Annotated in this window: 22 protein-coding genes and 1 pseudogene; 9 read left to right on the forward strand and 14 right to left on the reverse strand. The window is 66.3% G+C overall.

All coding sequences use genetic code 11. The features are described 5' to 3' along the window. Positions 1–134 precede the first annotated feature (134 nt). On the forward strand, positions 135–995 hold the full coding sequence (locus tag G6048_RS07945; RefSeq protein ID WP_165338733.1) for a hypothetical protein: 861 nt from the start codon (positions 135–137) through the stop codon (positions 993–995). A 171-nt stretch (positions 996–1,166) separates the two neighbouring features. Here the strand turns inward: G6048_RS07945 and G6048_RS07950 are convergent. After that, positions 1,167–1,298, reverse strand: a pseudogene (locus G6048_RS07950) (thiamine biosynthesis protein ThiC); the annotation flags it as partial. A gap of 73 nt (positions 1,299–1,371) precedes the next feature. On the opposite strand from G6048_RS07950, the gene G6048_RS07955 reads away from it, so the two are divergent. After that, positions 1,372–2,940, forward strand: a complete 1,569-nt coding sequence (locus G6048_RS07955; RefSeq protein ID WP_328825705.1) for a recombinase family protein — start codon at positions 1,372–1,374, stop codon at positions 2,938–2,940. A 137-nt stretch (positions 2,941–3,077) separates the two neighbouring features. Here G6048_RS07955 and G6048_RS07960 read toward each other — a convergent pair whose 3' ends face one another. From G6048_RS07960 to G6048_RS07975, 4 genes are all read right to left on the reverse strand, one after another. Continuing rightward, positions 3,078–4,442: a replication initiator gene (locus G6048_RS07960; RefSeq protein WP_165338768.1), complete on the reverse strand. Its 1,365-nt coding sequence runs from the start codon at positions 4,440–4,442 to the stop codon at positions 3,078–3,080. Between the two features lie 301 nt (positions 4,443–4,743). Further along, positions 4,744–4,941, reverse strand: a complete 198-nt coding sequence (locus tag G6048_RS07965) for a hypothetical protein (protein WP_149513641.1) — start codon at positions 4,939–4,941, stop codon at positions 4,744–4,746. Then, positions 4,938–6,242: an FtsK/SpoIIIE domain-containing protein gene (locus G6048_RS07970; protein WP_165338734.1), complete on the reverse strand. Its 1,305-nt coding sequence runs from the start codon at positions 6,240–6,242 to the stop codon at positions 4,938–4,940. Before G6048_RS07970 ends, G6048_RS07965 begins: the two co-directional genes overlap by 4 nt. Then, complete coding sequence (locus G6048_RS07975; RefSeq protein ID WP_165338735.1) at positions 6,242–6,589, reverse strand: SCO3933 family regulatory protein; 348 nt, start codon at positions 6,587–6,589, stop codon at positions 6,242–6,244. The genes G6048_RS07970 and G6048_RS07975 overlap by 1 nt, the downstream gene beginning before the upstream one ends. Before the next feature lie 163 nt (positions 6,590–6,752). Here G6048_RS07975 and G6048_RS07980 point away from each other — a divergent pair, with 163 nt between their 5' ends. Next, positions 6,753–7,532 (forward strand): GntR family transcriptional regulator, encoded by a 780-nt coding sequence (locus tag G6048_RS07980; RefSeq protein ID WP_165338736.1) that lies wholly within the window; start codon positions 6,753–6,755, stop codon positions 7,530–7,532. A gap of 407 nt (positions 7,533–7,939) precedes the next feature. On the opposite strand, the gene G6048_RS07985 is transcribed toward G6048_RS07980, so the two are convergent. After that, a complete protein-coding gene (locus G6048_RS07985; protein WP_328825706.1) occupies positions 7,940–8,236 on the reverse strand; it encodes a hypothetical protein in 297 nt (98 codons plus the stop codon). Positions 8,237–8,557: 321 nt separating this feature from the next. Continuing rightward, entirely contained in the window at positions 8,558–9,115 is a 558-nt protein-coding gene (locus G6048_RS07990; protein ID WP_165338738.1) for an ATP-binding protein, read from the reverse strand. A 211-nt stretch (positions 9,116–9,326) separates the two neighbouring features. Between G6048_RS07990 and G6048_RS07995 the strand changes: the two genes are divergently transcribed. After that, entirely contained in the window at positions 9,327–10,706 is a 1,380-nt protein-coding gene (locus G6048_RS07995) for a tetratricopeptide repeat protein (RefSeq protein ID WP_165338739.1), read from the forward strand. 3 nt (positions 10,707–10,709) lie between these two features. Here G6048_RS07995 and G6048_RS08000 read toward each other — a convergent pair whose 3' ends face one another. Then, positions 10,710–11,627 carry a phosphotransferase enzyme family protein gene (locus tag G6048_RS08000; RefSeq protein WP_165338740.1) on the reverse strand — a complete coding sequence of 306 codons (918 nt, stop codon included), beginning with the start codon at positions 11,625–11,627 and terminating at the stop codon, positions 10,710–10,712. A gap of 315 nt (positions 11,628–11,942) precedes the next feature. Between G6048_RS08000 and G6048_RS08005 the strand changes: the two genes are divergently transcribed. Next, on the forward strand, positions 11,943–13,238 hold the full coding sequence (locus G6048_RS08005) for a hypothetical protein (RefSeq protein ID WP_165338741.1): 1,296 nt from the start codon (positions 11,943–11,945) through the stop codon (positions 13,236–13,238). 251 nt (positions 13,239–13,489) lie between these two features. On the opposite strand, the gene G6048_RS08010 is transcribed toward G6048_RS08005, so the two are convergent. Beyond that, on the reverse strand, positions 13,490–14,611 hold the full coding sequence (locus G6048_RS08010; protein ID WP_165338742.1) for a pentapeptide repeat-containing protein: 1,122 nt from the start codon (positions 14,609–14,611) through the stop codon (positions 13,490–13,492). Positions 14,612–14,755: 144 nt separating this feature from the next. Then, entirely contained in the window at positions 14,756–16,576 is a 1,821-nt protein-coding gene (gene thiC / locus G6048_RS08015; RefSeq protein WP_165338743.1) for a phosphomethylpyrimidine synthase ThiC, read from the reverse strand. A gap of 221 nt (positions 16,577–16,797) precedes the next feature. Between thiC and G6048_RS08020 the strand changes: the two genes are divergently transcribed. Then, entirely contained in the window at positions 16,798–18,228 is a 1,431-nt protein-coding gene (locus G6048_RS08020) for a YibE/F family protein (RefSeq protein WP_165338744.1), read from the forward strand. Between the two features lie 30 nt (positions 18,229–18,258). Here the strand turns inward: G6048_RS08020 and G6048_RS08025 are convergent, their stop codons facing one another. The 4 genes from G6048_RS08025 to G6048_RS08040 form a co-directional block, all read right to left on the reverse strand. Next, positions 18,259–18,699: an SsgA family sporulation/cell division regulator gene (locus G6048_RS08025; RefSeq protein WP_165338745.1), complete on the reverse strand. Its 441-nt coding sequence runs from the start codon at positions 18,697–18,699 to the stop codon at positions 18,259–18,261. 99 nt (positions 18,700–18,798) lie between these two features. Next, positions 18,799–19,512 carry an IclR family transcriptional regulator gene (locus G6048_RS08030; protein WP_165338769.1) on the reverse strand — a complete coding sequence of 238 codons (714 nt, stop codon included), beginning with the start codon at positions 19,510–19,512 and terminating at the stop codon, positions 18,799–18,801. Positions 19,513–19,868: 356 nt separating this feature from the next. Continuing rightward, complete coding sequence (locus G6048_RS08035) at positions 19,869–20,081, reverse strand: DUF5326 family protein (protein ID WP_165338746.1); 213 nt, start codon at positions 20,079–20,081, stop codon at positions 19,869–19,871. 160 nt (positions 20,082–20,241) lie between these two features. After that, positions 20,242–20,559 carry a cupin domain-containing protein gene (locus tag G6048_RS08040; RefSeq protein ID WP_033321271.1) on the reverse strand — a complete coding sequence of 106 codons (318 nt, stop codon included), beginning with the start codon at positions 20,557–20,559 and terminating at the stop codon, positions 20,242–20,244. 48 nt (positions 20,560–20,607) lie between these two features. Here G6048_RS08040 and G6048_RS08045 point away from each other — a divergent pair, with 48 nt between their 5' ends. From G6048_RS08045 to G6048_RS08055, 3 genes are read left to right on the forward strand one after another with little or no spacing between them, the layout of a single operon-like run. After that, positions 20,608–20,985: a phage holin family protein gene (locus G6048_RS08045; protein ID WP_165338747.1), complete on the forward strand. Its 378-nt coding sequence runs from the start codon at positions 20,608–20,610 to the stop codon at positions 20,983–20,985. 9 nt (positions 20,986–20,994) lie between these two features. After that, positions 20,995–21,540, forward strand: coding sequence for a low molecular weight protein-tyrosine-phosphatase (locus G6048_RS08050; protein ID WP_165338748.1), 546 nt, complete (start codon positions 20,995–20,997; stop codon positions 21,538–21,540). Then, positions 21,537–22,676, forward strand: coding sequence for a cystathionine gamma-lyase (locus G6048_RS08055; protein ID WP_165338749.1), 1,140 nt, complete (start codon positions 21,537–21,539; stop codon positions 22,674–22,676). Before G6048_RS08050 ends, G6048_RS08055 begins: the two co-directional genes overlap by 4 nt. The last annotated feature ends 132 nt before the right edge of the window (positions 22,677–22,808 follow it).

A 22,808-nucleotide genomic window follows, 5' to 3' on the forward strand; every position in this document is an offset into this window, starting at 1 on the left:
GCAATTTCTGGAAACCCCCTGTCACCTCGTGCCGTCCCGGCTCTACCATCAGCTTATCCGTAGCAGGCTCCCCTCCGTTTCTGCCCGACGGCTCGTCAGCATGCCGAGCCCCAAGCCCTACGGAGCATCGGGGGATGCACATGAACAGCGTTCCGCAGCACCTGCTGAGCGAGGACCGCCAAGAGTACGAGCGGATCCTCGATGAGGCGCTGCGCTCCGCACCAAACCGTCCAGAACTCGCCGCTGTCGGCCAGCGCCTCAACCCCGAACAACTGCGCACCATGGCGCTCGACGCCTCCGCTCTCATCACTGCGGCCGCGGCGACCGAATACCAGCACTACGTGAAGGTCCGTGAGGAACTGCGCCAGCCGGCGCCGCCCACCTCACGCGTCCACGAAGGATCCGGCTCCACGGACCCGGGCACGAGCGCGGTGGGGCTCGCCGCCACGGTGGGGGAGGCCGCCGGGGCGGGCGCCGTCGCCGTCGCCGCGGTACTCACTCCCGTCCTCGCCGGCACCGCCTCGGCGATCTTCCTACTCGTCGGCTACCTCCTGAAGATGCTCAACCCCGAGCCGGCATTCGCCCAGACCCTCCTCACCACCGGGTGGGTCTTCGGCGCGGTGACCGCGGCCGCGATCCTGATCGCCGCGGTCGGTCTGCTGCTCACCGCACTCCGCAACGGAGAGAGTTCGCTGCAGGCCGACGCGCGAGGTGAACGCAGTGAGGAGCTGACCGGGGCCAGGGAAGCCTGGCACGAGGCCCTTCTGGAGCGCGGCATCATGCCGTTCCTCCGAGAGGCACTCGCCGACCCGGGCTCAGCTGCCCTCGGCCGTACGACACCGCCACGACCGACCAGCCGAATCCCCCATCTCGGCTACAACCGCCCGGGCTTCAGCAGCCCCGACGGCGGCCCAGCGGCAGGTCCCCGCCCCCGCTACTCGAGCCCGGACTTCTCAAGCCCGGACTTCGGGGGACCGGAGCATCAGCCGGAGTAGGGACGGCCGGGCGAGACCAGAGGCAGCCGAACCGGGACCCCGAACGCCCGGCCGGCCGGACAAGCCGTACGGTCACTCCGGCCCACGACCACGAAGTCGAGGGCCGGAGCCCGGAGCCGTGCGCTGTCGCTGTGCCCGGAGCGGTGTGCTGCCGCCGTGCCCGGACCAGGTTCAGTCCGCGAGCGGCAGATACACCCGGTTTCCGCTGGCCGCGAACTCCTTCGACTTCTGCACCATTCCTTCCTCGATCTCCGCCTGCGTACCACCGTGTTCGCGGCGGATGTCCTGGGAGATCTTCATCGAACTGAGTATTACTTAAAACCACACATGCGCTAGAGTCGTTCCACCAGCCCGTTCAGTGGACCGAGGGGGACCCGTGGGCAAGCGCGAAGAGGTCATCAGCAACTTACGAGGCGTACCTGAGGGACTGCCGTCCGTCGAGGAAGTCCGCGCCATGGTTGCCGCCGATCCCGATCTCAAGTGCGTCGTCTGCTACGCGCGGATCTCGTTCGACGGCCGAGTGAAGGACGCCCACGGCATCGAGGATCAGCACCGCGACATGACCGACGCCGCCCGCAGGTTCGGGTGGCTGGTCGTCTACCGCTACACGGACAACGACAAGAGCGCCAGCAAAGAAGGCGTTGTTCGCGACGACTTCGAGCAGCTGATCAGCGATCTTGCGACAGGAACGACTCCCGAGGGCTACCCGATCCACGGTGTCATGGCCGTGAACGACGACCGTCTGTACCGGCGTCCGAGCGACTGGGAGCGGTACCTGAAGGCGTTCACCTCTCACGAGGGACGCGTCTACCACGACTCGAACGGCGTGCAGGATCTGTACGCAGAGGGGTTCGAGATCAAGGGACTTGTGGGTGTCGCCATGTCGCTCAGCGAGACGAGGAAGAAGCAGCGGCGAAGCCGGAACAGCCATCGCAGCCGTGCGGTCCGTGGGCAGGCCGTCGCAGCTTGGCGCCCCTTCGGATGGGAGGACGACAAGGTCACCTTGCGCTCGGAGGAAGCGGAAGCGATCCGCCAGGCCGTAGAGGACGTGATCGCGGGAGCCTCCATTTCGGAGATCACCCGGCGGTGGAAGGAGGCCGAGTTCATCACGAGTCGCGGCAACCCCTTCCAGTACCAGACCGTGAAGCAGGTCCTCATGAACGCACGGCTCTGTGGCTACCGCGAGATCAAGGGCGAGATTGTCCGCGACGGCGACGACCAGCCCATCGTGGGCGAGTGGAAGTCGATCATCACGCCAAAGCAGTGGTTCGCCGTCACTGCCAAGATCAGGGAACGCGGGGGCGGGACCGGCATGCCTCGCGGTGGGCTAGTCCACAAGTACCTTCTGACCGGCATTCTCCGTTGCGGCAACGTGCTGGAGGACGGCACGACCTGCAACAACAAGATGATCGGGATCAAGGCGAACGACTGGCTCAAGTACCAGCACGCCTACATGTGCAAAAAGACCGTGGACGGCGGCTGCAATAAGACGTACAAGCGGGGCGACAAGACGGACGAGATCATCGAGAAACTGGTGATCGCGAAGCTGGAGAAGGACGCCGCGAGCAAGGCCCAGGACGTGCCTGACTGGGACAAGACCGAGGCGTTGGAACGTGCCATCAAGAGCCGCAACGAACTGGAGCGTCGTTGGCACGACGACGAAGATACGGACATCGACGACGAGACGTTCTTCCGCAACCTCCCGGTCCTGGAGAGGCGAATCAAGGAGTTGCGTGCCGACGAGGCCAAGCACGAGGCGTTGAAAGCCGAAGCCGAGTCGGCGCAAGAGGACATCGCGAAGGCGTGGAAGTCGAAGACGATCACCCAGAAGCGTGATGCGATCAAGAAGGTTCTGAGCGCGGTGGTCGCGGTGCCCGGCGGGAAGGGCAACAAGACCTTTGATCCCGACCTCCTTAAGCCGGTTTGGCGGTCCTCCGGCGAGTGAGCTGAAGCCCAAGGATCTCCCCCACACTTCGCAACTGATCATCGGAGAGCGGGGGAGATTCGCGTAGATGCCGCTCGATCCATGCATTGACGGCCGCCGCTTCCTCCCGCTCCGGATCGGCGCGTGTCGCTCGGGGGCTACTCAGACGGCATCACCGCCCACAGACCAGGGTCCTCCCGCGCCAACTCGCGCCCTCTGGCAAGGTCATCGGCGATGCCAGCAGCGATGAGCGCAGCTCCCGGAGTGTGGCCGGAGCCGACGTAGCGCCAGTGCGCATCAGTGACCGTGCCGGGCACGGTGTCAAGTCCCACGTGTTCGGCCCGGTCGGCGCGCAGGGCCGCGTATGTCGTCGAGTAAGCGCGGGATTTGGTCAGGATGTGGCCCCGGTAGCCGAGGGTGTGGGCCCAGGTGCGCAGGTGCAGCGGCGCGTACTCGGGGAGGCCGCCGAGGCGCCAGCAGGTACGCATGAGGGTGCGGACGTGGTCGGAGACCGCCGCCGCCTCGATGTCGTCCCAGGTAGTGACCTTGTGGTCGATGCCGGCGCCTGTCTCGCTCGCTCCTTTGGTGACGTACTTGGCCACGTACGCCGCCACAGCGTCATCGTCGGGTCCAGTGCCGTCGACGCGGAGCGGCCGAGCGTCGACCTGGACGCCCCAGCGCAGTGCCAGCTCACCCACGGCGCGGCTGTAGGGCGTGCGGACCAGAACCCGCCGGGCGGACGCACGCACTGCGTCGATGAGCCGGTCCGCAGTGCCCCAGGCTGGTGGTTCGTCGTCAGGTCCGGCCGGGCCGTCGAGGCGTACGACGGCGTGGACGTGGACGGCCGCACGCCGCTGGTATTCGGCGACGCGCGCGAACGACAGGCGCGCATGGTCGCGGAAACGGGACTGCGTCAGGCCGACCGCCGTAGCGAGTTGCCGCCGGACGCCGATGACGAATCGGTCCCAGAGCTTGCCCGCGTGCGCGTGCCAGAGCACGTGCGCGGCGTAGTCGTAGCAGTCGGGGCAGAGCGGCTGACCTACGTCAGGCTCGGCGGGATCGTGAACGGCGTTGCAGCCGACAGGGCGACCGTGTTCGCACGTACCGCCGTCGCGGCGGGGACGGCACAGCTCCCCGGCACGATGTACGGGACCGAAGGACGGGGCCGTGAGTGTCACGAAGAGCCGGGGCCGGTTGCGTACCGTCGCCGGGACGTTCTTGCCGCCGATCAGGCCCGCACGGACGAGGTGGAAGGTGTCGCCCGCGTGCAGGCGGGAGCACGGGGCGCAGACGGTCGCGCGCCTGTTGCGGCAGCGGACGGAGAGCCGTTCACCGGGTTCGGTGCGGGTGTCGTAGTGGTGCAGGATCTCGCCGGTCGCCGCGTCCAGGGTGGTCGTCGCGCCGCACAGGTGGACGGGGTGGGAGCAGCCGCCCGTGGCGGTGATCTGCTCCAGCCAGCGAGGGAACTTGGGGTCTTGGGCGATACGTAGCGCGTCGCGGTCTGCTTCGGGGAGCTGACGCAGGCGCGCCGCGCGGTCGAGGGCGGCGCGCCTGTCAGCCGAGGTGAACTCGGGTGTGATGGTGGTGACCTTCCGGGGTGGGCCGCCGCAGCGGCACGGGTGATGGTTGGTGGCGCGCAGTCGTCCATGGGGATCACTCCTCGCTCGGTCGGGTGTGGTGTGTGCGGATCAGCGGATGGTTCCGGTGCCCCGGCAGACGCGGCAGCGCCGACGCCGTCCGGTCCAGGTCCTACGGGCCCCTTCGCCCTTGCAGATGGGGCACCTCACTCGGCTCATGGGCATGGCGTACGTTTCCTTTCTCTGCTCAGGTGTGGGAGAAGCCGCTGATGACCCAGGTGACGAGCCCGTGGACGGTGAAGACCACGGGGGTCTGGCCGAGGTAGACGCCGAAGAGGCCGACGCAGACCGCTTCCCAGGCACGGACGTCGCGGGAGCGGACGAGGAGGACGGTGATGATCCCGAAGATCACCGCGAACGTGAACGCCGTACCTTCGCTGATCACTTGTCGTCTCCTTCCAGCCCTGCGAGAGCGCGGCCTATGGCGGGCAGTTCCGGGGTCATGGCGGCGTGCTTCCGTGCCGTCGCCACGGCCTCTTCCGTCGGCGTCAGGTGCGAGCGGGCCCGGCTCCAACCGCCGTCCGGGCCGGTGCACACGGCCACGCCCCGTTCCTCCGCAGTGATCGACTGCGCGACGGTCACCGCGTCCTTGTTGAGGTCGCCCAAGGTCATCTCGGCCGTGCCGGGGTCGTTGACCCTGTGGCAGATCCGGCCGCCGAGCTGGGCCCGCAGCGCGGTGACGCCGGGCCCGAGATCCGAGCCGACGCGCTGCCCGGCAACGACCAGGTGCATGCCGAGCGCGGCACCCAGCTGCGCCAGGCGCAGGAGGAGCGTGGAGCACTGTTCGGCTTCCGCCTTGCTCTCCCGCGTGCCGTCGGACAGGTACAACTCCGCGATCTCGTCGACGAGCACCACGACCGGTACCGGCCGCAGTTCGTCGGGCAGTTCCCAGATCGAGCGGACTCCCGCCGACCGGCACGCGCTCATGCGGTCCTGCATGTCGACGACGAGCGCGGTAAGCACTGCGACCGCTTCGCGTCGGCATGTTGCAAGAGCGCTCAACCGGCTTGCGAACAGGCCGAGTTCCATGCCGCCCTTGCAGTCGATGCCGACCAGGGCGACAGGCTGCGGGGCGAGTTGGGTGATCACCCGGGCCAGCAGGGTGGACTTGCCGGACCGGGTGGCGCCCGCGATAAGCCAGTGCGGCACGAGCCGCAGGTCCATGACCCACGCGCCTCCGCTCTCCAGTGCGCCGATGAGCGCGGACAGCAGCACGGCGGGAGCCGTCGCTAAGCCGGGCCGCTCCAGCGGATCACTGGCCGTCGCGGTCAACAGCACGAGCCCGCGTTCCGGCGACGTGACCCGCACGGCGTGGACCTTCCACGCGTGTACGAGGGCATCGGCTGCCTTCAGGTACGTCGCCGGGGTCTGGCCCGCGTGCAGGCGCACGGTCACGGTCAGGCCCATGCGATTGGCGCGCGGGAACGAGATCCGCGGAGCCACCGGCCGCAGCGGATCGCCCTTGACCACCAGGTCGCCGAGCAGCCCGCGCGGCGGACGGCGCGACACGGCAAGGTCGTTGAGCATCGCGACCTTGCGCCAGGTGATCAGGACCCGGCACACGGTCACCGGGTATCCGGCGATGTACCAGTGCCAGGCCGGACGATGCCGCCGCACCAGATCACCCACGACGAGCACCCAGGCCAGCAGGGCGAGCCCGAAGGCCAGCGCGATCGGACCGCTCATCACGCACCACCGCCCTTGGCGTGCGCGGGAGTTCCGTGCACGGGCGTGATGGCGTCAGCGCGGAAGCTGATCCCGTGCCGGTCGCCCATCGACCACGCGAACGCGGTCAGTCCGGTGACCTTGAGGATCTGGCCTTCCTCGATGCCTTTCGGCTCACCGCTCACGGCGATCTCGATCACGGAGATACGCCGCCGGTCCTGCCGCACCGTGACGGCCACGGTGTAGATCGTGTTGCCGTCGCGGTCTTTCTTCACCTCCTGTGTCTCGGAGTTGCTGATCTTTGCTTCGGGCGCGATGGCGCACCGCAGTACGCCGAGCCGCGCCGTGTCCACGGGAATGGACTGCATTTCGTGGCCTCCCTGGCCAGTCAGGACGCCCGACACATTCGGACGTCACTTGTCCTTACGAGTTATGACTATGAGGTTCTGTACGGACGGGAGTCAACTACTTATGCTGACGAGTGATGTCACGCGTGCGACGTGACTACAACCTCAACCCGAAGGTGCCCAGATGACGGAGATCCAGCGCCCCGGAGCCCTGTACCAGCAGGTGGCCGCCGCGATCCGTGAGGCGATCCTCGCGGGCGAGTTCGCGCCGGATTCGCTGTTGCCGTCCGAGGCTCAGCTCATGGCCCGCTACGGGGTCTCGCGCCCGACGGTCCGCAACGCCATCGCGGCCCTGCGTGCGGAAGGGTTGATCGATGTCCGTCACGGCAAGGGCAGTTTCGTACGCGCCGACGGCCAGCCCGCGCTCACGATCGAGCGCCGCGTGAGCCGCACGGCGGACGGTCGGTTCGTCATGCCCAACGGCGACGTGTGGGACGAGGCCGAGGAGCCGAGCACGTACCGGACGCGTACAACGAAGGCCACGGGGCGACTGCTCGAACTCGGCGAGGAGGAAGCGCTGTTCGGGTGTGACCGGCTGCTCGTCGACTCCGGCACGGGTACGCGTGCGATGCACCGCACGCTGATCCCTTTCGAGGTGGCCGAGGGCGTCCCGCTGCTTGCTGAGGAGCCGTGCAAGCGACCGGCTGCGATCTACTGGGTACTCACCCAGGCCGGGCACAAGCTGTGGTGGTCCGAGACGGTCCGCGCCCACATGCCGCTGCCCGACGAGCGCACCACGCTCCAGCTCCCGGACGCGACACCGATCCTGCACCTGGCCCGCATCACGCACGGCACTGACGACCGCCCCTTGATCCTCGAAGAGCTGCGCGTCGGTGCGGACCGTGCCGAACTCGCCTACCGGATCACCGCCGACAAGCAGCCCGCGCGGCGCGCCCGCACCTGAGCGCCGACGGCCATCGGTCGAAACCCTCTTCACTTCCTCAAGGGCGCGCCTGCGGCGCGCCGGGGCGCCCGGCCGCCCCGGCCGGGCGTGCGGCGTGTCCGCCGGTCCCGTCCGGTCGCCCGACGCCCCGCACCGCAGAACGCCCGAGGAGGCGAGGCGTCGACCGGCCGTCTCAGGTCGGGGCGCACGGGGCTGGGGGTCGACGGCCTCCGAGACTTTAGGCAGCTCCCATGGGGCGAGCCTCGAAGACCAGGGGGCCGATCGGGCTATTGCGGGCAGCTCCAAGGACTGCCCGATCCGCTGGCGAGCGTAAGGCCCCCTGGTCACTCGCCCCATGGCAGCTACCGCCCAAAGTCTCTGCGGCCGGCGACGTGCCCACGTGCGGCGTTCACCAGGACAAAGGCGCCTCATGCTGCACCGCCGTCGCCGTCTGCGAGTTCCTCCAGGAGCTCGGCGAGCCGGTCCACGGCGTCCGGCCAGCCCGCGACCCGTACGACCCCGCGCCCCTCACCGTTGGTCGATGCGACCGCACGCACCTCCGACAGCTCGAACCCGGCAGCGAGAAGCGCACGGTTCAGCCTGTCGGCCGTCTCCCGAGCGTTGCGCCAGCCCGCCACGTAATCGACGGCAGGCACCCACAAGCCGGAGTCCGCGCCCTCGACGTCGAGCCCGTCACTCAGCCAGTCCTCACCCGCGCCAGTCACCTTGCCCACCTCTGCCCTGTTCTAGGTAACGGATCATCAACTCTCTTTGGCCCAGGGCAGAAACGCAGCGCAGCGGCCCCGGTACCATCAGGCACCGGGGACCGCTGCGTCCCCTTGCCGGACCACCCCGGTTGCTGCCAGGCGCGGGGGTGGTCCGGTCTCGGTATGAGGTTGTGAGCGCGGCCCCTCAGTCGGGAGGGGAGCCCCCGGTGGTACCGAGGAGCCGCGCCGTTTGGCCGGAGGGGTCAGACTCCGGCCGGTGTCCGGGCCGCCGCCCACTCCCGATCGCGGGGGAGTGAACAGGCAGCGGCCCGGAGATCATCAATGCGGTCTGTCCGTAGTTCCGCCGTCGAGGTCGAAGCGGCACCAGACTGTCTTGCCGCCCCGCTCTTCCGGCGTCCACCAGACGGCCACGGCCAGACGCTGAACGATCAGCAGCCCACGGCCCGTGTCGGGCAACACCGCCTCCGACAGCTCCCCCATCAACCCCGGAGAGAACGCCTCTCCTGCGGGAAGCACCGGAGGCGTCGAGTCCTCGTCAGCGACGCCGATGAACAGCCATTTGGGCCACAACTTGAACGTCACGTCGATGCGCCGAGCACTGCCGGGCTGCGCAAGGCAGCGGTCCGGCGACGCGTGGTTCACCACGTTCCCGACCAGTTCCGAGACGGCCAGCCGGGCATCGTCCACGAGGTCTTCCACGCCCGCGCCCTGAAGGAACGTAGCCGTCATGTCGCGCGCCACGCGCACGGTGTCGGGGAACTCGGCGAAGAGCGTCAGCGCCAGGAAGTGCCCGGCGGAGGACGGTTCCGGCGCCGCGAACCAGTGAGCGAACGCGTCCAATTCGTTCACCACGTGCTCGGATTTTCTGGCGTCCATCAGGTCCCCTTCCGAACCCCTCGGCGGGCCTTACGGCACCGCTCGCTTCTGGCAAGCCAGTACACGACGCGGAGGGCATGGCCGGGAGCGTTCACCAGGGGGTTCACGTGAACACCCGCAAAGGCAGAGGGGGTTCACCGGTGAACCCCCCAAGGCGTGTCTGCTGTGACACGATGGATACTCGCCGTCATTCTCGGGTTGGCAGGGGAGCATGAGCCGAGAGCCGAACGTGCAGTTAGCCGCCGTCATGGACGAAGCGAAGGTCTCGAACAAGGGGCTCGCGAAGCGAATGCGGGATGCCGCCGCGCAGCGCGGCACGAGTCTCGGAACAACGCACGTATCCGTGCAGCGATGGCGGGACGGCTCAGGCATCCAGCCCCAGACAGCGGCGATCATGGCGGACGTACTCGGCGCCAAGCTGGGCCGCCGCATCACACCCGGCGATCTCGGCTTCTTCGACCACGCTCGGTCAGCCACTCCGCAACCGATCGGCTATCCGAGCACCGTCCCCGACGTGCTGACCATGTTGGGCGGACTCGCCGACGAACGCGTCGAGGCCCCGGCCCCGGCCCCGGACCAACTGGTCATCGCGGACGGCGACCTCAGCTCTGCCGTCCTGTCATGGATGATCGCGCGCCCCGACGGCGTCCAGGCTGACAGGCCCGCTCACCAACGCGTCGGCATGCGCGACGTACACGCGATCCGAGACGCTGCCAGCTTTTTCATGCAACTCGACTTCAAGTACGGCGGAGGCCGCGGCCACAAGGCACTGCGCCACTACTTCCGCGAGGAAGTTCTCCCCCTGCTCGATGCCAGCCACAGCGAGAAGGTCGGCAACGCATTGTTCGGCGCCGCCGCCGAGGTCTCCCAGTTACTCGCGTGGACCGCGTACGACACCGGAAACCACCAGCTCGCCCACCGCTACCTGACCTCCACGCTGCGCCTGACCCAGGTGAACGGGGATCGCATGTTCGGCGCCCGTATCCTCACCAACCTCAGCCACCAGGCCAACTATCTCGGCAACCACGCCCAAGCCATCCAGTTGGCGCGCGCCTCCCTGGAAGGCGGCAAGGGGCAGTCCACACCCCGCGCCATGTCATTGTTCGCGGCCCACGAAGCCCGCGCTCTGGCCAACGCTGGAGACGCCCGCGGAGCTGGCCGAGCCATGAACGACGCCGAACGCTACTTCGAGCGCGCCGACACCGCCACGGACCCGGATTGGCTCAGCTACATGGACGCCGCCGAGCTCGAAGGCGAGATCTGCCACTGCCTCCGCGACCTCAAAGAGCGCCGCGACGCCGTCGAATACGCCCAGCGGGCAGTGGACAGGACCGACCCGAAGTACGCCCGCACACTCGGGTTCTGCCGCATGGTGCTCGCCCAGAGCCAGCTACTGAACGGCGAGTTGGAAGCCGCCGTCACGACAGCCGGTCTGGCCCTTGAGGGCGGTGACACCCTTCAGTCGTCACGCTTCCAGCGCTACGTAACCGACTTCCAGCGCGAGGTCAGCACTCACGCGGCGAACCCGATCGTGGCCGCCTTCAACGACCAGGTGCACGACGCACTCGCCCGCCTGGAGGACGACGAGTAGCCGCTACCAGGGCCGCCAGTCCCGAGGCGCGTCGTCATTGCGCAGCCCGGCGATGCGCCGGCGGTACTCGGCCGCCGTCTGCTCGTCTTCCTGCACGTTCTGCATGAGCCACGTCGTCATGCCGAACTCTTGCAGGCCACGCAGCGTCTCGTACCCCTCCCAGTCGTACAGGTCCCGCCCGTACGCGGCGACGAAGTCGGCGTACTGCTCGTCGGTCTGCCACCCAAGGCTGTGGTGCTCCACAGCGGTGACCATCAGGTCCCACTCCGGGTGATCGAAACAGAAGGCTTCGAAGTCGATCAGGATCACTTGCCCTTGATCGTCCACCATGAGGTTCTGCACATGAGCATCACCGTGCACCGGGCCCTTGGGAGTCTCGAACCGCAACTCCGCGTACTTGTCTTGCAGTTCCCGCCACCGCTTCCGCAGGAAGACCTTGTCATCCTCCGGGATCACGGCCCGGTTGAGCCGCAAGTCTTGCTTGTCGAAGGGCTCGAACGAGGGCAGCTCAAGCCCGTCCGGCACCCTCAGAGAGTGCAGATCCCGCAGGACGCCCCCCAACTCCCCATAGGTCGCCTTCCGATCACCCTCAACGATCAGATGCCAGAACGTCACCGGGTGCCCCTCGATCACGAACGGCTGCTCAAGATCCTCAACGATACGAGCCGCAGGGAACCCCTCCTCTGCCAGCCACCGCGAAACGGCCACCTCGACACGCGCTTTCGGCAGCCACTCTTCCCCACGGGCCACACGCACGATCACCGGAGCCGAGGCCAGCCGGAACAACGCGTTCTCCCCGAGGCGGATCAACTCCGCGCCTCTGTCGTCGAGCCCCGCAGCCCGGCACGCGGCAGCCATCACCCGCGTAGCCCCCGCCGACGTGAACCCCTCTTCCGAACCCCGAGCAGCGTCAACCGCCATGCCCGCACCAGCTCCCCTAGTCGCGCGCGATCAACCAGCGCACGCCAACGGGTGACCAACCCGACGCACGCCGGACACGACCACGACCGTACCTGCTGCCCATAGCTCGGACGAGGACGTGTAGAGCGTTCACGGCCCTGGTCGAGTTCGCCGCTTCCGGGGGAGGCAACGCCTGCACGCATAGCAACCTCCGCGCTCACCCGGATGGAGTAATCGTCGCGCCGGGGACTTCCCGCCATGTCGTACTGGAAAGCGCGGTGGCGGGTGCCACTGCCGCCTGCCAGTGATCTATCTCAGTCAGATGAGGTAACTCCGGTGCCTGAGAAACAGACCCCAAGGACCAAGAAGAAAGCCCGCTGGCTAGGAAGCCGGGGAGATAAAAAAGTGCAGCGCGCGGCCGATCTTGCTGCTGAAAGGGCAGTGGAGAGTGTCACTGAGCGGACGGCAGAACAGGCAAGCTCCAAGGCCCCCTGGCTCGAACTTCCCCTTGCCTGGATTTCCTATCTACGAACAGAGATTGACCGCCAGGAATGCAGGGATGAGGAAGGAGAGGATTGCGAACGGAGAAAACTCATCGCTGGCGTCAGGAAGCATCTAAGGATTGCAGAAGCGTCATGCATAGAAAAGCAACGATGGTTCAACCGGTTCAAGAGGGCCAATAAGCTAGAACGAATATGGGCCAATGTGCGCGCCGCCGAAGTGAATCTTCTTGCTCTAAGTTCGGACGATGAACTGCGAGCTCGCGGTAGCTACGTCAAGGCGATGGTGCAAAATTACCTCCAGGAGGGCAGTCCGCAGCGAGACCAAGCAGAGAATGTCCTAAATGAGCTTAGATGCACTCCGCACTGTAAAGATTCATGCGCGTCCGGACAATCGGTCGGTGAATGTAAGACCTCTCACCACGGGAAAGGAGTTATATCGCCACAGGATCGATTCATCGTGGTTCAGGCACTCGGTATTTCCTACTGGGCACTCGACATAAGAACGAGGCGAGTTCGAATATTCACCAACATTTTGTGGGTGGCGACCGGATTCACCATGGTGTTCGCGGTATTGATCGCCGTTTGGGGTGCCATCGATCCACAGACCCTGAGCATGTGCTTTGATCACCCACAGAAGGGTGACCTAATCGTCGATGATCCTCCTAATAGAATGCCTGAAAGAGTGGTCGTCTGTCCTACGGGGGCGGAAAATGTTCTCAACAGTGAAGCAGCCGATGGGAAACGCTTCCTGGACGACTATGCCGACCCCTTGGACGTCCTCTCGGTTGAGCTCGCTGGACTTATCGGCGCCGCACTGACGACAATTGCGGCCCTAAGAAGGATACATGACAGCCACACGTCCCCATATGCCCTACCCCTGGCGGCGGCCACGCTGAAATTTCCCCTAGGAGCGCTATCGGCTTTTGTTGGCGTTGTGTTCATCAGTGGCGCGTTCCTTCCCGGACTGAGCGCACTGGACACGCCGATACAGATCCTCGCTTGGGCAGTTCTCTTCGGGGCGGCCCAGCACCTGATAACCCATCTTATCGACGAAAAGGCACAAACGACATTGGCCAGCATCGGAAAACCACCTAATCCCCCGGGGGTGACACCAGCGGATGGACATTAGCAGTGCGCCATAATGCCAGCCATCGTTCATTACCGAAGATTACCGGCCGTAGATCACCTCGCCTGACAAGTGCGAGAACAGCTTAAGCGCCACGTAAACTTCCTCACATGATGCCCCCGTCTGCTGCTCGAGGAGGTCGGCCACCCCGTGGCCAGGAGGCGGTGGTATACCCATGCCCGCAAGCTCACCCTCTTCTGCCGAGTGACATAAGGAGGCTTGCTACCCAGCCGCCCACTACGCGCCCAGGCACATCACTCACGAGCTCGAATTGAGGAGAGGCTCCCTTTGGCCTTCTCAAGCTCTTCGAAACCAATACTTGGAGGAAGGTCTTTGATATCAGCCAGTACTGCAACGGAAAGTTGTTCGATCCGCAAGCCTTCAGAACGGGACAGATCTACGTCCTTGAGAACGGCACCCGTAAAGTCAGCGTCGTGAAACTCAGCGGACGGCACTTGAGTGTGAAGGAAGGCAGCGCCCTGAAGGTTGGCTTCCCTCAGCCGAGCCCGCTCCATATTGGCGTAAGAGAAGACGGCATTCCTCGCGTCGGCCTGCCATAGCGCGGTTTCCTCCATACCAGCCTGGTAGAAGATCGCGCCGTTGAGGTGTGTGAAGGAGAAGTCGGCCTTGTGAAGTGCAGCGCCCTGGAAGACCGCATCCCGCAGAAAGGCTCGTGCGAAGTGAGCCCGCTGCAAGCGGGCGCCCCTCAGGTCGACCTGATCGAGCTTGGCATCGCTCAAGTCCGCACCACGGAGATCTGTGTGACGAAGGTCGATGTATGAGGGGCCGTCACCATGGATCGGTCGCCGCCCAAGGACAGTTAGCGCAGCCTGTACGTCCTCATCAGGCTTGACGTCCTTCTCGTCAGCGCCCTCTTCGTTCCCAGCGGCGGCGCGCTCTCGGACAAAGGCGGCCAGCACTTCGATGACGGTTGCGTGATCTTTCTTGGAGTCCCTCATGATTCGTTCTAGCGCGTAGATGCCGCCGAGTCGTTCCGTGAGGTTCTCGGACGCCAGCAGCTTAATCGCTTCAACGTACCTTTCCGTGACCTGGCCTTCACGGATTAGTTCAGACTGTTCTTGATCACGGATCCTCGTATGCTCAAACTGCTCCTGAACTTGCTCGTATTGCCGCAGACCCAAGACGTGGTTGCGATGCGTGTAGTAGAGGCTGACAGCCGCTACCGCCCCCACGCCAAGCGCAACGAGCATGGTGCGGAAGCCGGTGATGACGACGCCGTCAGCAGGTTGAAGGTCCTTGCTGCGGAGGTGGGCTCCATCGACCCACCAGGGGCCGTGCCACAGCAGGAGGACGTACCCGGTAACTGCCAGTGCAAGGACCACGGTGAAGGCGATCCGCTTCATCTTCGACTTCATGCGAAGCAGCATGACCCTTGCCGCTTCCTCCAGCCTCGGAAAAGTGAAGTTCAGAGCAGAAGTTGAGGTCGGGGAGACGCGGTGGTCTGCACTCCCGGTCGGCTGTAAGACCGACCAGAGAGCACGGACCACCGGCAGGTGAGCTCAGTCTGCGATCGGCAGGTACACCCGGTTCCCGCTCGCCGCGAACTCCTTCGACTTCTGCAGCATCCCCTCAGCGACCTCCTCGGGAGACGCCCCGGCAGCAGCCGTACCGCCGAACTGCTCTGTGATGCTTTGGCTAATCTTCATCGAGCAGAACTTCGGCCCGCACATCGAGCAGAAGTGAGCCGTCTTGGCGGGCTCGGCCGGGAGGGTTTCGTCATGGAACTCCCGGGCCGTGTCAGGGTCGAGGGCCAGGTTGAACTGGTCCTCCCAGCGGAACTCGAAGCGGGCGTCCGACAAGGCGTCGTCCCACTCCTGTGCGCCCGGGTGTCCCTTGGCGAGGTCCGCTGCATGGGCCGCGATCTTGTAGGTGATGACGCCTGTCTTGACGTCGTCACGGTTGGGTAGGCCCAAGTGTTCCTTGGGCGTGACATAGCAGAGCATGGCCGTGCCCCACCAGGCGATCATCGCAGCACCGATGCCGGAGGTGATGTGGTCGTACGCCGGCGCGACGTCCGTCGTCAGCGGGCCGAGCGTATAGAACGGAGCTTCATCACAGATCTCCTGCTGAAGGTCGATGTTCTCCTTGATCTTGTGCATCGGGACATGTCCCGGGCCCTCGATCATGGTCTGTACGTTGAAACGCTTGGCGATCGTGTTGAGTTCCCCGAGCGTCCTCAACTCCGCGAACTGGGCTGCGTCGTTGGCGTCCGCGATCGAGCCGGGCCGCAGCCCGTCGCCGAGCGAGTACGTGACGTCGTAGGCCGCCAGGATCTCGCACAGCTCTTCGAAGTTCTCGTAGAGGAACGACTCTTTGTGGTGCGCGAGACACCAGGCCGCCATGATCGAGCCGCCACGCGAGACGATGCCGGTCTTGCGGTTCGCGGTGAGCGGTACGTACGGCAGGCGCACGCCCGCGTGCACGGTCATGTAGTCCACGCCCTGTTCGGCCTGCTCGATGACCGTGTCCTTGTAGATCTCCCAGGTCAGCTCCTCGGCGCGACCGTCGACCTTCTCGAGCGCCTGGTAGAGCGGGACCGTGCCGATGGGGACGGGGGAGTTGCGCAGCACCCACTCGCGGGTGGTGTGGATATTGCGGCCGGTGGACAGGTCCATGACCGTGTCGGCGCCCCAGCGGGTCGCCCAGGTCATCTTCTCGACCTCCTCCTCGATGGAGGAAGTGACCGCCGAGTTGCCGATGTTGGCGTTCACCTTCACCAGGAATCGCTTGCCGATGATCATCGGCTCGATCTCCGGGTGGTTGACGTTCGCGGGCAGCACGGCTCGTCCTGCGGCGATCTCCTCGCGTACGACCTCGGGGTCGACGTTCTCGCGGACCGCCACGAATTCCATTTCCGGTGTGATCTCGCCGCGTCGTGCGTACGCAAGTTGTGTGACGGCCGTACCGCTGCGGCCCCGGCGCGGCTGGCGCGGACGTCCCGGGAAGACTGCGTCGAGGTTGCGCAGTCCGCCACGCGGCGACGTGTGCTTGATCCCGTCGTCTTCTGGGCGGATGGGACGGCCCGCATACTCCTCGGTGTCGCCGCGGGCGATGATCCAGTTCTCACGAAGCGGCGCCAGACCCCTGCGGACATCGGTGTCGACGGTCGGATCGGTGTACGGGCCGGAGGTGTCGTACAGGGTGACTGACTGCCCGTTGGTGAGGTGCACCTGACGGACCGGCACCCGTAGGTCGGGGCGCGAACCCTCGACATACGCCTTGTGCCAGCCGATGGACTTCCCGGCCTCGCCGTTCCCGGACGAGGCAGAGTCCCCGTCCGTCTGGCTCGAGGCAGGCGTGCGTACGTCCTTGTTGGTCATGAGACCTACTCCCTACGCCGGCATTACCCGGTAACAGGTTCAGCGGTCGACGCAGCGGTTTCCGTACGGCGATGTTCCACGTGAAACATCGCTGGGACGGAGGTCAGCGCCCTCTCAGCCCGGTGCTCCGAGCTCCCGCGTGTGCAAAAGGTCCCTCCACGCTAGCGTCATGTTGGGCGCGCTGAACAGTGGGCCCCTTCTGTTCTTGCGATGATCGGTCGGTGACTACAACGCATCAGCCCCCGCTTCCCCCGTCCGAACCGCCGCAGGGGCCCGGCCCCGGCGACAACCACGGCTCCGGCGACGGTCATGGCCACAGCCATGCACATAGCCATGGCCATGGCCCTCCAGCCCCCGTCTCCAAACACTTGCGCAAGGTCATCGCCGCGGTGCTGATTCCCTTCGCCACGGCGGTCGTCGTGGGCCTGGCCGTGCTGTGGCCCGGCGGTGCCCCACCCCATGAACGCACCGGCGTCGGTTTCGACCGGCAGACCCAGCAGGCCACGGTGACCAAGGTCGACGAGGTGGACTGCAAGTCCGTCAATGCCTCGGGTGGAACGCCGACCGGCGACACCTCGACCGCCGAGGGATCCTCCGCTCAGCAGCAGGCGACCGGCGTCTGCAAGAAGGCGACGGTCCGGGTCGACACCGGCAAGGACAAGGGCCGTACCTTCACGGAGATCGTCCAGCCGGACTCGTCTCGGCAGCTGAGCCAGGGGCAGGAGGTGATCGTGGCGTATGCGCCCGACGCCCCCAGGGACCTCCAGTACTCGGTCACCGACGTGAACCGCAGGCTCCCGATGGCGCTGCTTGCAGGGATCTTCGCGATCGCCGTGGTCGTGGTGGGCCGGATGCGCGGAGTCATGGCGCTGATCTCGCTGGCCGTCAGCTTCCTTCTTCTGACGTTCTTCATCCTGCCCGCGATACTTCAGGGCTCGAATCCCCTGGTAGTGGCGGTCGTCGGGGCGAGCGCGATCATGCTGATCGCCCTCTACGCCTGCCATGGACTGTCCGCCCGAACATCGGTCGCGGTGCTCGGCACCCTGGTCTCGCTCCTGCTGATCGGGATTCTCGGGTCACTGTTCATCGACTGGTCCGCGCTCACCGGCAACACGGACGACAACACCGGTCTGATCCATGGCCTCTATCCGAGCATCGACATGAGCGGTCTGCTGCTCGCGGGCGTCATCATCGGTTCGCTCGGTGTACTCGACGATGTAACGGTGACGCAGACGTCGGCGGTCTGGGAGCTGCACGCGGCCAATCCGTCGATGGGTCGGCGCGGGCTGTACCGCGCGGGCATCCGTATCGGCCGGGACCACATCGCGTCCGTGGTCAACACGCTCGTCCTCGCGTATGCGGGCGCCGCACTTCCCCTATTGCTGCTGTTCTCCATCGCTCAGAGCGGCGTAGGGACGGTGGCCAACAGTGAGCTGGTCGCCGAGGAGATCGTGCGCACGCTCGTCGGCTCAATCGGCCTGGTCGCCTCCGTGCCGGTCACTACGGCCCTGGCCGCTCTCGTGGTCTCGGCGGACCGCCCCGGCTCTGCGTCTGAGGCACAGACGCCGACGTCGGCACGAGCACCGGAGCAGGCACAAGCGGGCGTCAGGACGCCGGTACTCGGGGGGAAGGGCCGCCGCCGCAAGCGCTGAAGCGTTACGGCACCCTGTGCACCGTACGATTCAACCCGCGCTCTGTTCCTCCGCCAGGATGCGGTCCAGGGCCTCGTCGAGATGTGTGTCGAAGTCGGCGAGGGAGTGCTCCTGGCCCAGTGGCACCAGCTTGTCCGTGCGGTCGAGGAACGCCACGAGCGGCACCGCACCGCAGCGGAACAGCGCCTGGTCGACGCCCACTTGGAGCCGGATCAGCACATCACCGAACCCCTCCGAGCCGGCGGGCGAGATGTGCACATCACCGACCCCACACGGTCGCCCCACGCCGTCGATCAGCAGCTCCCGGCCGAACGCCCAGGTCACCGGGGCATCGCCGGGCAGGTGGAAAGTCAGCCGCACGGCGTAGGGATCACAGGTCTCGTATCGAAGCTCCACCGGGATGCGGAAGGAGAGCTCCTCCGACACAAGAAAGCTCATCATGATCTCTGCCTGTACTACTGACTCGCGCATCGCCTACCCCGCCGTCTGACGTCGACTGGCCAGGAACCATCCACCTGACACTGCTGGCATCTTGCTGAACGTACACACCAGATCACAAGGAGTGAGTTTTCAGATGCTGATAGAGAGGGCGAGCGTCCCTGGCAGCCTGCCGATCTCGTTCTGCAACTGCCGTGCCGCCGGCAGCAGTCGGTCCGCCTGGTGGGCGGGCAGTGAGATGGCCATCGAGCCGACCGTGGTGCCCGCGATGATCGGAATCGCGGCGCAGACCGTCCCCAACGCGTATTCCTGACGCTCGACCACGGGCTGCATGCGTTTGGTCCCGTCGAGGCGCCGCAACAGAATGTGATTGTCACGCACCGTGTACGGAGTGATCGACTGCACGGGATACCGGTCGAGGTGGTCGCGGCGGGCCTCCTCGTCGAGCTGGGACAGCAGGCACTGGCCGATTGCGTGGGCGTGCCCGGTCTCGCGGAAGTCGGCCCACTCCTCGACCGCCGGATTGGCGGGGGTGTCGGCGACGCACTGGACGTCGATCTCGCCCTCTCGGTAGATCGCGTAGTACACGGGCACCCCGATCGAATCGCGCCACTGCGCGAGCGCCTCGACAACCGTGCTGCGACGTTTCTGCCGGGCCGCGCTGCTGCTGAGCCGCTCGGCCGCCTCACCGAGGAAGAACAGACCCTTGTCGCGGCGCAGATACCCTTCGTGCGCCAGGGTGCGCAGCAGGTGATACGCCGTGGGCAGCGCGAGGTGGGCCTCGCGGGCCAGCTGCTTGGCGGGCGCCCCGTGCTCGTGCTGGGCGGCGGATTCCAGGAGGCGCATCGCACGCTGCACGGATCCGATGAGTGTCGTGGGGTTCGGCTCAGTGGAGGGGGCGTTCTCTTCTGGGGATGCGGTGTCAGCAGTGGCCAAGGGTCACTCCCTAAGCGCGAGGGGGCCACCCGTGCGGGGGTGTCACGGGAGGGGTCTGTGCGCCGCCCGCGGGGATCAACCCCGCGTCGAATTCCGGACTTTAACCGTCCGCCACCGCTCGCGGACGGCCTGGCCCGAAACTTCCCTCCCCCGAGGGAATCGTTGATTCCTGTTATTGCCGACCGATTGTCGGCAACCCCGGCGGAAGCCCCTCCGCTCGCTTCCGCCACACACGACCTACTCCACGACCTGCTCCACCAGGCGCTCTACCAGTCGCTTCGCGATGACGAGCTCGCCATGAACTTCCGTACGACGTACATGACTCCGCCGACCAGCGCCACGAACACCAGCACTTTGAAGAGCAGGCCGATCACGAACCCGACGACGCTCGCTATCACTCCGCCGAACACGACCAGAGCGATGACCGGCACCACGACCCACTTCACCCACCACGGCATCCCCGCGAAGATCTCACGCATCGCTCTTGTTTCCTTGTCTCTCTGCCCGCCGCCCCTGCTGAGGGGTCGACGAGTCTCGAATGTCCTGCCTTCGATGCTAGGCGCGACAGGGGTGCCGACGGAGGCTCGGCACCCCTTGTCCTCCCCTGATCGTTCCCCTAGGGAACCCTGAGACGGGACCTCAGCTCTCGGGCGGAGAGAAGACCACCAGAACCCGCAGATCCTCGCTGATGTGGTGGAACTTGTGGGCCACCCCCGCGGGCACATAGACGACGCTGCCGCGCGCCACCTGCGTCGTCTCCATGCCCACCGTGATCGCGGCACGGCCGCTGACGACGAAGTACACCTCGTCCTGGCGGTGGGGCTGCTGCGGGTCCTGCGTGCCCGCGTTCAGCGCGTACAGGCCGACCGACATGTTCTTCTCGCGTAGAAACTGGAGATACGCACCGTCGTTGGCGGCGCGTTCCGCCTCCAGTTCGTCCAGCCGGAATGCCTTCATCGCCCTCGTCCGCACTCGTTACCGATCTCGTCTGCCACGATCAGACACATGAAGAATTTCGTAGTCAAGACGATCGCCAACGCGGGCGCTCTCGCCGTCGCCGTTTGGCTTCTCGACAAAATCACCCTGACCGGCGACAGCACGGGCAAGGAGATCGGCACCCTGCTCCTCGTGGCACTGGTCTTCGGCCTGGTGAACTTCCTGGTCAAGCCGATCGTGAAGGTGCTCACCTTCCCGCTGTTCATCCTCACTCTCGGCCTGATCACCCTGGTGATCAACGCTCTGATGCTGCTGCTCACCTCATGGCTCGCGGACAAGCTCGACCTGAGCTTCCATGTCGAGGGATTCTGGACCGCCGTCCTGGGCGGCCTGATCATCTCGATCGTCTCCTGGGCGCTGAATGTCGTCCTCCCCGACAAGGACTGAGCGATCCTGATGCCCTATCGCGTGTGCTTTGTCTGCACCGGCAACATCTGCCGCTCCCCGATGGCCGAATCCGTCTTCCGCGCACGTGTGGCGGAGGCCGGGCTCGACGGACTGGTCGAGGTGGACAGCGCCGGCACCGGCGGCTGGCATGAGGGTGACGGCGCCGACCCGCGTACGGTCTCCGTCCTGGAGGCGAACGGCTACGACTGCGACCACACTGCCCGCCAGTTCCGGGCCTCGTGGTTCGCCCGGCTCGACCTGGTCATCGCGCTCGACACTGGCCATTTGGAGGCCCTGCGACGCCTCGCGCCGACCTCAGCGGAAGCGGAGAAGGTCCGGCTGCTGCGCTCGTACTCCCGCCCGTCGCCCGAACACCACCCCTCAAGGAGTGCTTCGCACGCCCCTTCTGATGAATCCGCAGGCCACGACCTCGACGTACCTGACCCCTACTACGGCGGCATGGACGGCTTCGAGGAGTGCCTTGAGATGGTGGAGGCGGCGAGTGTGGGGCTGCTCGCTGCGGTTCAGGAGCAGGTGGAGGGACGGGCCGCATGACGGATTCCGGTACTGGGGTGGGTGACGGCACGCGCGCGGTGCGGGCCGGGCTGCCCGACCCCGTCAAGCACGAGCCGGCCCTGCCGGGGCCGGTCTTCGCCGCCCACTACCACCTGCCTGGCGAGGTCACGGGCCCGTACACGTACGGCCGCGATGAGAACCCGACGTGGAACCGCCTTGAGCGCGCCATCGGCGAGCTGGAGGCGCCTGGACAGGACAGCGTCGAAACGCTTGTCTTCGCCTCCGGTATGGCGGCCATCTCGGCGGTCCTCTTCTCGCAGCTGCGAGCGGGCGACGCGGTCGTGCTGCCCAGCGATGGCTATCAGGTGCTGCCGCTCGTACGCGCGCAGCTCGAGGCGTACGGCATCGAGGTGCGCACCGCGCCGACCGGCGGCGACGCCCAGCTCGAGGTTGTCGACGGCGCGAAGCTGCTGTGGCTCGAGACTCCGTCGAACCCGGGGCTCGATGTGTGTGACATCCGGCGGCTGGCTGAGGCGGCACGCGCGCGTGGCTGCCTGGTCGCCGTCGACAACACCCTGGCGACCCCGCTCGGGCAGCGGCCGCTGGAACTCGGCGCCGACTTCTCGGTGGCCAGCGGCACCAAGCAGCTCACCGGGCACGGGGACATCCTTCTGGGCTACGTCATTGGTGGCGACGCTTCGGCCATGGCCGCCGTACGGCGCTGGCGCAAGCTCGTCGGAGCGATTCCGGGGCCGATGGAGGCCTGGCTGGCACACCGCTCCATCGCCACGCTCCAGCTGCGCGTCGACTGGCAGAACGCCAGCGCCATGGCACTGGCCGAGGTGCTGCGCGGCCGGGACGAAGTGACAGGGTTGCGTTATCCGGGGCTGCCCGACGATCCCTCGTACAAGATCGCCTCGCAGCAAATGAGGCACTACGGGTGTGTGGTGTCGTTTTCGTTGTCCACGCGCGCGCGTGCCGAGCGTTTTCTCGAGGCGCTGCGCCTGGTGGACGATGCAACGAGCTTCGGCGGGGTGCGGTCCACGGCCGAGCGGCGCGGCCGCTGGGGCGGGGACGCGGTCGAGGAGGGCTTCATCCGGTTCTCGGTCGGCGCCGAGGATCCCAGGGACCTGGTGGCGGATGTGCTGCGCGCCCTCGACGAGTCGGCACGGTGACGGCTTCCTGAGCGACCGGTCAGTAACACGGGTACAGACGGCGGACGGTCCGAGCCTCCCCCCTCGTGGCTCGGACCGTCCCGGTTCTGCGCGCGAAGAACCGCGCGAACAAGGCTAGTTGACTCTGTGTCA

It is taken from the genome of Streptomyces ureilyticus, from assembly GCF_011045025.1.
Lineage (GTDB): Bacteria > Actinomycetota > Actinomycetes > Streptomycetales > Streptomycetaceae > Streptomyces > Streptomyces ureilyticus.